The organism is bacterium (assembly GCA_030018315.1).
GTDB lineage: Bacteria > Hydrothermota > UBA3073 > JACQXS01 > JAGMCI01 > JASEGA01.
Map to the genome: position 1 here is coordinate 1 of JASEGA010000050.1, position 5,033 is coordinate 5,033.

At 38.0% G+C, this 5,033-nt stretch carries 9 protein-coding genes; 3 read left to right on the top strand and 6 right to left on the bottom strand.

Annotated elements, in window-relative coordinates; all coding sequences use genetic code 11:
* Positions 1-208: 208 nt before the first annotated feature.
* From QMD71_09805 to deoC, 3 genes are all read left to right on the top strand, one after another.
* A complete protein-coding gene (locus tag QMD71_09805) occupies positions 209-568 on the top strand; it encodes a hypothetical protein (protein ID MDI6841118.1) in 360 nt (119 codons plus the stop codon).
* Positions 569-595: 27 nt separating this feature from the next.
* Positions 596-1,234 carry a 16S rRNA (guanine(527)-N(7))-methyltransferase RsmG gene (gene rsmG, locus QMD71_09810; protein ID MDI6841119.1) on the top strand — a complete coding sequence of 213 codons (639 nt, stop codon included), beginning with the start codon at positions 596-598 and terminating at the stop codon, positions 1,232-1,234.
* A gap of 236 nt (positions 1,235-1,470) precedes the next feature.
* The gene (deoC, locus tag QMD71_09815; protein MDI6841120.1) at positions 1,471-2,151 is read left to right on the top strand and encodes a deoxyribose-phosphate aldolase; all 681 of its coding nucleotides are present in this window, start codon (positions 1,471-1,473) and stop codon (positions 2,149-2,151) included.
* A gap of 230 nt (positions 2,152-2,381) precedes the next feature.
* Here deoC and QMD71_09820 read toward each other — a convergent pair whose 3' ends face one another.
* The 6 genes from QMD71_09820 to QMD71_09845 all read right to left on the bottom strand — a co-directional run bounded on the left by QMD71_09820 (position 2,382) and on the right by QMD71_09845 (position 4,940).
* Entirely contained in the window at positions 2,382-3,209 is an 828-nt protein-coding gene (locus QMD71_09820; GenBank protein ID MDI6841121.1) for a T9SS type A sorting domain-containing protein, read from the bottom strand.
* A gap of 141 nt (positions 3,210-3,350) precedes the next feature.
* Positions 3,351-3,503 carry a hypothetical protein gene (locus tag QMD71_09825; protein ID MDI6841122.1) on the bottom strand — a complete coding sequence of 51 codons (153 nt, stop codon included), beginning with the start codon at positions 3,501-3,503 and terminating at the stop codon, positions 3,351-3,353.
* Between the two features lie 15 nt (positions 3,504-3,518).
* Positions 3,519-3,908 carry a hypothetical protein gene (locus tag QMD71_09830; GenBank protein ID MDI6841123.1) on the bottom strand — a complete coding sequence of 130 codons (390 nt, stop codon included), beginning with the start codon at positions 3,906-3,908 and terminating at the stop codon, positions 3,519-3,521.
* A gap of 104 nt (positions 3,909-4,012) precedes the next feature.
* Complete coding sequence (locus QMD71_09835; protein ID MDI6841124.1) at positions 4,013-4,276, bottom strand: hypothetical protein; 264 nt, start codon at positions 4,274-4,276, stop codon at positions 4,013-4,015.
* A gap of 252 nt (positions 4,277-4,528) precedes the next feature.
* Positions 4,529-4,750, bottom strand: coding sequence for a DUF2283 domain-containing protein (locus tag QMD71_09840; GenBank protein MDI6841125.1), 222 nt, complete (start codon positions 4,748-4,750; stop codon positions 4,529-4,531).
* Positions 4,734-4,940 (bottom strand): DUF4258 domain-containing protein, encoded by a 207-nt coding sequence (locus QMD71_09845; GenBank protein ID MDI6841126.1) that lies wholly within the window; start codon positions 4,938-4,940, stop codon positions 4,734-4,736. Before QMD71_09845 ends, QMD71_09840 begins: the two co-directional genes overlap by 17 nt.
* Between the last annotated feature and the right edge of the window lie 93 nt (positions 4,941-5,033).

A 5,033-nucleotide genomic window follows, 5' to 3' on the forward strand; every position in this document is an offset into this window, starting at 1 on the left:
CAAGTCAGAGGTTGAAAATCAAAGGTGCCAAAAATATTTATTCAACAAAGCAAGAAAAAATTGACACACGGAAAGATTAAGCTATAATTTATAACAGATGTCACTTTGAACCCTTCACTTGTCATTCTGACCTCCTCCACTGTTACCCTGAACGAAGTGAAGGGTCTCGTAGTTGTCAGGGCAGACTCCGTGAAGAGTCTGTGCAGAGATGAAAATTTTACTTTTATTGTTAGTACTCGCTCCTGTCAAAAGAAGTCCGAGTACTGCTATTCTATTATCAATATTTCCTGGGGGAGGTCAGTTTTATACCGAGAATTACATAAAAGGGGCAGTTTTTGCAACTATTGAGACTACACTTTTAGGATTTACAGTTTATGCACACATTAAGGCAGAAAATGCAAAGCGAGATAAAGATTGGCAAAGTTATGAATATCACTCTAACAGGCGGTACAATTTACTATGGTGGGATGGCATTGTTTGGGCACTCTGTACAGCAGATGCGTATATATCAGCACACTTCTACGGATTTGAAAGAAAAGGTAAGCTTGAAGTAGGATTTAGATTTTAAATATTTCACATGAACCATAAACCACAGATGAACACAGATATAGATGCAGGACTATGTGGACTGGAAGATGGGCTAAACTTGCTGGGGATTAGATTGTCAGATTTAGAGCTTAAGAAGTTTGAAATTTATCACAGAGAGCTATTAAACTGGTGTGAAAAGGTAAATCTTATCTCGGAAAGGGATAGGACAAAAATAGTTACTCGTCACTTCCTTGATTCCTTATCAGCAGCTGAATTTATACCACTCCGTGGTGAACCACATAGAGCTCGTGTCCTTGATGTTGGGAGTGGGGCTGGGTTTCCTGGTATTCCAATAAAGATTGCAAGACCTGATATTGAACTTGATATACTTGAGCCCAGGCTTAAGAGGGTTGAATTCCTTAATCATTTAATAAAGGCTATAGAGGTAGAGGCAAAAATTTATAGAGAAAGGGTGGAGGATTTCAAACTCAAGTCTTACGATGTCATACTTTCAAGGTCAGTCGGTAACCTCAAATGGCTTACTAAAGTGGCAGCCCCAATTTTAGCATCAGATGGTAGGATTGTGACCTATAAAGGTTCAAGATTCTCTGATGAGTTTAAAGAAGTCCGAGGATGGAATCTCATTTACAGGAAACAACGCGAATTTGTGGCTGGCACAATTGTAGTCTTAAAAAAGAAATATTAACCCCAAATAATGGCGTAAAGAAACCACGAATTTACACGAATGGGCACGAATTATATTTAACTTCAAAAAGATGCAAAAACATCTTCTTCTATGCAAGGCATTTTACCTAAAAAGTGAAACATCGCAAGTTTCTATTCCTTTGATCTCATTAGCGTTAATTCGTGTTTATTTGTGGTTAATGAATAATTTGAGTTAAATCTGACGTAAACTGAAAAAAGCTGTTTAAATCAATAAATATGGAGCTTAAAGAGGTAACACCTCAAGCAGTCTGTAAGTTGATTGACCATACATTACTGAAGCCTGAAGCTATTGAGTCAGAAATTAAAAAACTTTGCAATGAAGCGATTGAGTTTGGCTTTTTTGCTTGCTGTATCAATCCTTGTTGGGTAAAGCTAGTTGTCAATGAGCTAAAAGGGACAGGAGTCAAGGTATGCTCAGTAGTTGGCTTCCCCCTTGGGGCTACGACTGCTAAGGAAGAGGAGGCAGCTAAATGTGTAGATGATGGAGCAGATGAGCTTGATATGGTAATCAATATTGGATGGCTTAAGTCTGGCTTGTATCAGGAAGTAGAAGCTGACATAGAACAAGTTGTAGATGCAGCTCAAGGTAAGCTTGTTAAGGTAATACTTGAGACAGGTGTACTTACAAGGGAAGAGAAGATTCGTGGTGCCCAAATCACAATTGAGGCAGGCGCCAATTTTGTCAAGACGAGTACAGGGTTTGGGTATGGTGGTGCGACTATTGAAGATGTGAAACTGTTACGAAAAGTAGTGGGTCCAAATTTTGGTGTCAAAGCATCTGGTGGGATAAAGACATGGAAACAGGTGATTGAATTCATTCAAGCGGGTGCATCAAGGATTGGCACTTCTTCAGGTGTCCAAATTATTCAGCAATGCCCAGAATACAAAAAGCCTTAATGTAGATTAACTATCGCACAAGATACATCTTATTTGTCGCGGTATAGCCTACTGTCTCCAATCTGTAAAAGTAGATGCCACTCAACAAAATAATTAGTAGTCCGTTCTCCCCTATTTTATTATTTTTTCGTATCTTCGTTCCGAAGGATCCTGTGGAGATGATTTTTTGAATTGTCAGACAGCCTTTCTGTTATATTTTATTTAGCCATCCAACTCTTCTATAAGAAAATCTACTTCAATATAATTGTTTTCTCTGTAGTTGTCTTGCTATCAATCTCTAGTCTGTAAAAGTAGTTGCCTGCTGGGACTCTATTACCCCTGTCATCTGTACCATTCCAGATAACGAGGTACTCGCTAGGTGTCTGAGTTCCTGTAAACAGTGTTTTAACTACTCTACCAGAGAGGTCGTAAATTTTCAAGGAGACTACCCCTTTTTGAGGGACCTCATAGTTAATTGTAACCTTATCAGAAACAGGAGTTGGATATACCTTCATGTTAAGTTCAGATGGAGGATTAACCGCACTTTGAAATTCCTCAATCTTTACTTGTGGTATCTCGTATTTAATCCTGATACTAACAAATCTATGACTCGCAGCTGCATCCACAGCAGGCAATCCTACAGAGGCAGTATATCTGAAAGTAGCATTATCAATAACACCGTAGTTTATTGTATTATCCGTAAGTTCTTGTATCCCACTACTTCCACTACTATTGACGCTCGCTATTATCTCGCCTGGTCCCATTTCTCCTAACCGTATACGGGCCATATTTGCTACTATATCTAGGGAGCCATGCGTATCGAAAACCCATGCCTTAAACTCTGTTATTTCTGCGCTATCAGGAAGATATACAGGTGATAGGAACACATTGCCCTCAACAACATTGGTAGGACGGAGTTCAAAACTACCATTTATATAACCTTGAGTGCTGTACCAAGGATGGAAGGCAACAGGTGGTATACTATAATATTTTGTATCTGCATAAGTCACACTACAAATACCTTCAGTAAAAAATGCCACAAATAAAGCAGCCGACAAAACCATCTTTACTCGTTTCATCTTGCCTCCTTTCAAGCTTTTAATAGCTTGAGTTAAAAATTTATAAAAACACAAGCACTTTCCCCTAATTCCCCAATTTATATCTTCATACTCTCACCTCCTTAATACCTTGCTCATATAAGATTCCTATTTTTACATATATTACTTAGCCAAATTCTCCTTTGCCTTAATTTCAGCCATCGTCTTGCCCTGGTAAGCTTCGTACGCAATTATCGCCCGTCTAGGGGCTATTATTGTAAAATCTTCGGAGACTTTATATATCCAGAATCCAAGTGGCAACTCAAGGAACCTCACTTTACGAGTATTGTACTATTTTCCCACTCTCGGGCCGCAAACGGGCACCAATAGGCACTCCGTACAACCTGCGTTCTGATAAGCTTGGTAACCGCTTACGAGTCCATGTGTAAGGAAAAAATCTATCCATTCGGTTGTCTCTATAGTCTTTCCCTCGTTCATCTCAAGTCCTACTCGAGGGCCTATCAACAAACTGGCAAGAAATGGATTGATGCCCCCTTTTTTCTGAGGAATAACTACCTCACCCTTTTTCTCTGTGGGGACACTTTCTTCCTTTTTCTCTTGGGTAGTGACTTTATCTTTCTCTTTTGCGGGAGTGGTAGTTTTACCTTTCTTGCACCACAGAGGAACAGCCAAAGTCCATAAAAGAGTCACTGTTGATACAATGATTAAAGTGCGCCTCATCACTCACCTCCTTTCATTCTCTGATGCTGTTTAGCATTCCATAGATACTCATCTACCAAGAATCTATAAGCACCAATAAATAAGTATTAACATTTGGTCTGTCCCTATACCGAACCCCACTTCCCTCTCAAAGAACGCCTTAGTTTTAACTCTATTTTTATGCGTTTCGGCTCTTTTATTGTAATGCTTTTTCCATCCTTGTGAAAAACTGCTCTTATTCCCACTGTAAGATTTTTTGTCTTTGGATGTTTTATAGAATACCTTACGATCTCAAACTCATCTTCCTTTAGGGAAATGACCCATTTTGTCTTACCATTTATTTTTACAGAGTAGGTTCCCTCAGTATTTTTACTTAATTCAACAGCCATTGTTTACCTTCTTTCCACCCAACAACTCTAGGCTTAGGTTAAATAAATAATTAGTTAAACAGGGAATCGACAAATAACTAAATATAGGGATTAAATAAAGGCTGGGATTATTATATAATACTACGAGAGAGAGAGTGTGTGTGTGTGGACATTTTTATTTCCTTAATTGCATATATACTCTAAATTTATCACTTTGTCAAGAAGAAATGTATTAAAAAGTAACCCACACCCTTTCTTTTACTTTGCCAGAATTTATGTGCTTACCTCTACTAATTTTGCATTTGGCTTTGCCCGGATTATACCTGTGAGAAAATCACCAAGAAATTTACTGGCATCCAATATCTCTATTTCCACCGGTTGGTTATTAATATCGTAATTTATTACAATATCTCCATATTCTTCTGCATGATGTATTTGCTCATCTTTTATTAAGATACCTAAAGTATCACCTTTACCATCATATGTTATCTTCATACCTCCTCCTCTCACCGGGATATGCTGTGATTATAGTTATTTTATCGTTCATTTCTTCATAAACAACTCTCAATATTAGGTTTTCAGTCAGTGAACTCTGTGCTATTTTACGCCCATAGTGTCCTTTTGAGACTTTCTCTGGATTTATAATAGTTTGGACCACTTTCTCTTTTGTGACTACCACCTTCATCAATCGTTTTATTTCCTTTAATTTATATATACTCTAAATTTATCACTTGTAAAGAGGCAACTTATAACTCTAAAGATAGCCTCTCAAGAATTG

Bases quoted from the DNA above. Each gene is read 5' to 3' on its own strand.
- QMD71_09805 (MDI6841118.1), top strand. From the start codon at position 209: ATGAAAATTTTACTTTTATTGTTAGTACTCGCTCCTGTCAAAAGAAGT.
- rsmG (MDI6841119.1), top strand. From the start codon at position 596: ATGAACACAGATATAGATGCAGGACTATGTGGACTGGAAGATGGGCTA.
- deoC (MDI6841120.1), top strand. From the start codon at position 1,471: ATGGAGCTTAAAGAGGTAACACCTCAAGCAGTCTGTAAGTTGATTGAC.
- QMD71_09820 (MDI6841121.1), bottom strand. From the start codon at position 3,209: ATGAAACGAGTAAAGATGGTTTTGTCGGCTGCTTTATTTGTGGCATTT.
- QMD71_09830 (MDI6841123.1), bottom strand. From the start codon at position 3,908: ATGAGGCGCACTTTAATCATTGTATCAACAGTGACTCTTTTATGGACT.
- QMD71_09835 (MDI6841124.1), bottom strand. From the start codon at position 4,276: ATGGCTGTTGAATTAAGTAAAAATACTGAGGGAACCTACTCTGTAAAA.
- QMD71_09840 (MDI6841125.1), bottom strand. From the start codon at position 4,750: ATGAAGATAACATATGATGGTAAAGGTGATACTTTAGGTATCTTAATA.
- QMD71_09845 (MDI6841126.1), bottom strand. From the start codon at position 4,940: ATGAAGGTGGTAGTCACAAAAGAGAAAGTGGTCCAAACTATTATAAAT.